The organism is Allobosea sp. (assembly GCF_017308075.1).
Lineage (GTDB): Bacteria > Pseudomonadota > Alphaproteobacteria > Rhizobiales > Beijerinckiaceae > Allobosea.
This window is the reverse complement of record NZ_JAFKFX010000011.1, coordinates 1-3,945: the sequence shown is the minus strand read 5'-3', so window position 1 is coordinate 3,945 and position 3,945 is coordinate 1. Positions and strand designations below refer to the sequence as shown.

The 3,945-nt window shown below is 60.4% G+C and carries 4 protein-coding genes and 1 pseudogene; all 5 read left to right on the top strand.

The genetic code is table 11. From position 1 onward, the window contains the following. Positions 1-213, top strand: a pseudogene (locus J0J10_RS00365) (transposase); the annotation flags it as partial. A 174-nt stretch (positions 214-387) separates the two neighbouring features. Continuing rightward, entirely contained in the window at positions 388-1,443 is a 1,056-nt protein-coding gene (rfbB, locus tag J0J10_RS00360; protein WP_291644351.1) for a dTDP-glucose 4,6-dehydratase, read from the top strand. A 17-nt stretch (positions 1,444-1,460) separates the two neighbouring features. Continuing rightward, positions 1,461-2,018 (top strand): dTDP-4-dehydrorhamnose 3,5-epimerase, encoded by a 558-nt coding sequence (gene rfbC, locus J0J10_RS00355; RefSeq protein ID WP_291644349.1) that lies wholly within the window; start codon positions 1,461-1,463, stop codon positions 2,016-2,018. After that, entirely contained in the window at positions 2,018-2,923 is a 906-nt protein-coding gene (gene rfbD / locus J0J10_RS00350; protein WP_291644347.1) for a dTDP-4-dehydrorhamnose reductase, read from the top strand. Before rfbC ends, rfbD begins: the two co-directional genes overlap by 1 nt. Before the next feature lie 2 nt (positions 2,924-2,925). After that, positions 2,926-3,801, top strand: coding sequence for a glucose-1-phosphate thymidylyltransferase RfbA (gene rfbA / locus J0J10_RS00345; RefSeq protein ID WP_291644345.1), 876 nt, complete (start codon positions 2,926-2,928; stop codon positions 3,799-3,801). Positions 3,802-3,945: the final 144 nt, after the last annotated feature.

The window sequence follows — 3,945 nt, the reverse complement described above, 5'->3', positions numbered from 1 at the left end:
GGCTATCGGACCAAGCCCGAGATCGCGCTCGCCGAGATCGATCGGGCGCGCACAGCCGGCCTGCGCTTCGGCTGTGTGCTGGCCGACGCCGGTTATGGCCTCTCTGCACCGTTCCGTCAGGCTTTGAGCGAGCGTGGCCTCACCTGGGCTGTCGGCATAGCAGCACGCCAGAAGGTCTATCCGGTCGACGTGGCTCTCGTCTTCCCCGTCTCTGCGAGTGCCCCTCGCATGGTCTTGCGCTTCCTCAAATGTGACGTAAGTAAAAACGAGTTGACGACGCCGGGCATTATCGGCAATCCGGGTAGGCGTGCTGTCCTTCGTGGCAGCGGCATGCCTTGGTTGCTCATGCACCAAGTTTTGTTCTGTTTCGTTTTGGGATTGCTCTTTATGCCCTTGAGATTTCTCGTGACCGGTGGTGCCGGGTTCATAGGCTCGGCTGTGGTGCGCAAACTCATCGGCGAGACCAGGCATGAGGTCTGCGTTGTCGACAAGCTGACCTATGCTGGAAATCTCGCCTCGCTCGAGCCGGTAGTCGGCAGCAGCCGATATCGGTTTGAGCAGGCTGATATCGGCGACGCCTCCCGCCTGGAGGCGATTTTCGCTGGTTTCAAGCCCAACATTGTTTTGCATCTCGCCGCCGAGAGCCATGTCGACCGTTCGATCGACGGACCAGCCGCCTTCATCGAGACCAATATCGTCGGCTCCTTCGTGTTATTGCAGGAGTCGCTTCGGCATTATCGCTCGCTGCCAGCGGACGAACAGGCTGAGTTCCGCTTCCACCATATCTCGACCGACGAGGTCTTTGGCTCGCTGGGGGGCGACGGTCTCTTCCGAGAGGATACGGCTTACCAGCCAAACTCGCCCTATTCGGCCTCTAAGGCGGCATCCGACCATCTGGTGCGAGCTTGGTACCATACCTATGGGCTGCCGATGGTGATGACCAACTGCTCGAATAACTATGGGCCCTATCACTTCCCAGAGAAGCTGATCCCGCTGATGATCATCAATGCTATCGAGGGAAAGCCGCTGCCGGTCTATGGCAACGGGCTAAACGTGCGCGACTGGCTCTATGTCGACGATCATGCCGAGGCTCTGATCGCCGTAGCGACGGAGGGGAAGCTGGGTGAGAGCTACAACATCGGCGGGCATAACGAGAAGACCAATATCGAGGTGGTGAAGACCATTTGCGCTATCCTGGACGAACTTATGCCCGATCCAGAAGGCCCGCGTGAGCGTCTGATTCGCTATGTCACCGATCGGCCGGGTCATGATGCGCGGTATGCGATCGATGCAAGCAAGATTGGCCGCGAACTTGGCTGGGCGCCAAAGGAGACCTTTGAAACCGGATTGCGCCGTACCGTCGCTTGGTATCTCGCCAATGCGACATGGTGGGGGGATACCCGGTCTGGGGTCTATCGCGGCGAGCGGCTCGGCGCTGCCTGAGCGGAGATAGCAATATTATGTTGAGCGTTGAGGAAACGGCTATTCCTGCCGTCAAAATTGTCACGCCGAAGAAATTCGGTGACCACCGCGGCTTTTTTTCGGAGACTTGGAGCCGCAAGGCGTTCGCTGAAGCTGGGCTCGATCTCGACTTCGCCCAGGACAATCAGTCCCTGTCGGCGTCTGTCGGTACGTTGCGCGGCCTACACTTCCAGTCTCCGCCCTTCGCACAGGACAAGCTGGTACGAGTCACGCGTGGGCGCATCCTTGACGTGGCCGTCGATATCCGGGCCTCGTCCCGTACATTTGGCCAGCATGTCGCGGTCGAGCTTTCGGCCGAGAACTGGAGGCAGCTCCTAGTCCCGGTCGGCTTCGCGCATGGTTTCGTCACTCTGGAGCCAGATACCGAGGTGTTTTACAAAGTCACGGCGCCCTACGCGCCCGAAAACGATCATGGCCTCGCCTTTGACGATCCTGCTCTAGGCATCGACTGGCGCCTACCGATTTTGAGTCTCACCCTCTCGGATAAGGACCGCAGGCACGTGCGCCTTGCCGAGATGCAGAGGTATTTCGACTGATGGCATTACGCATCGCCGTCACCGGCTGGACCGGCCAAGTCGTTTGCGCGATGCTTGAGCGTGTGCCGGTTGGTGTCGAGGTCATCGCGATCCGCCGCCCGGAACTCGATCTCGCTAACCCGCGGACGGTTGCGCCGGCATTGCGCGCGGCCAAGCCCGACGTAATCGTCAATACGGCCGCTTATACGGCGGTGGACCAAGCCGAGAGCGAGCCAGATCTCGCAATGCGCGTCAACGGGGAGGCGGCCGGAGAGGCGGCACGCGCCGCTGCAGCGCTCGGCGTTCCTGTTATCCAGCTGTCGACCGACTATGTCTTTGACGGGTCACTTGACCGGCCCTATCGCGAGGATGATGCGACCGGTCCGCTCTCGACCTATGGCGCGAGCAAACTCGCAGGCGAAGAGGCGGTTGCAGCTGCTACCGCAGACCACGCTATCCTGCGCACGGCCTGGATCTACAGTGCCTTTGGCAAGAATTTCGTGAAGACGATGCTGCGTCTTGGCGAGGCCCGTGACGAGATTGGCGTCGTCGCCGACCAGATGGGAAGTCCAACCAACGCGCTCGACATCGCCGATGCGATTTTCGCAGTTGCGCGCAATATGACTGGGCGGGCGGACGATCCCTCCTTGCGCGGCGTGTTCCATATGAGTGCCGCGGGCGAGGCCGTCTGGGCGGATGTCGCGGAAGCGATCTTCACTGAACGCGAGCGTCTCGGGGGCAGGCCTGTTGGGATCAAACGCATCGCAACCACCGATTATCCGACACCAGCGCGCCGGCCCGCGAACTCCAGGCTCGACTGTGGCAAGCTCGCGCTCATCCATGGCGTGCGATTGCCGGATTGGCAGGTCTCGCTGCGGCCTTGCGTCGCGCGGCTTCTTCAGGCGCAGAACAAGGATCAGAGGTAACAATGAAGGGCATCATACTCGCTGGAGGCTCCGGCACGCGGCTGCATCCGATGACGCTGGCGATGTCGAAGCAGCTTCTGCCTGTCTACGACAAACCAATGATCTACTATCCGCTGTCGACTCTGATGCTCGCCGGCATCCGTGACATCCTGATCATCTCGACGCCGCACGATCTGCCGAATTTTAGGCGGTTGCTCGGAGACGGTTCCGATTGGGGTATAAGCCTGAGCTATGCCGAGCAGCCGCATCCAGGTGGGCTCGCCCAAGCATATCTGATTGGCGCCGACTTCGTCGCCAGCGAGCCGTCCGCCCTCATTCTCGGCGATAACCTGTTCTATGGCCATTCCCTGCCAGCCATGATGGCACGGGCAAAGGCGCGAGAGCGCGGCGCCACGGTCTTCGCTTATCATGTCCGCGACCCTGAGCGTTACGGCGTTGTCGCCTTCGACGATTCCGGAAAGGCGGTATCGATCGAGGAGAAGCCTACGATTCCGAAGTCAAACTGGGCTGTTACCGGTCTTTATTTCTACGATGCCGAGGTCGTTGAGATTGCACGCTCCCTGAAGCCATCCGCCCGCGGCGAGCTTGAAATCACCGACGTCAACCGAATCTATCTCAGCCGCGGCGCGCTTTCCGTGGAATCAATGGGCCGTGGCTTCGCTTGGCTCGACACAGGCACGCCCGACAGCCTGCTGGAGGCTGGTGAGTTCGTCCGCACGCTTGAGAGCCGCCAAGGCTTGCGCATTGCTTGCCCGGAAGAGATCGCCGCACTACAGGGGTGGATATCTGCCTTGGAACTAATGCTGCTCGGCGAGAAGCTCGCGAAAGGCGAGTACGGCCAGTATCTCATGCAGATGTCAAGGGACCTCCACCGCTAGCACTACTTTGGCAGATTTTTAGGACGGCTGGCGTTTTTGGGATTCCCGGGGCGCGGTTTGCGTGATTCATGGGTGGTCGGCTTATGGAGGGCCGGCCATGGAAGAGAGCTGGAAGTCCGACCTCGAGCGCTGGCTTGCGCCGTT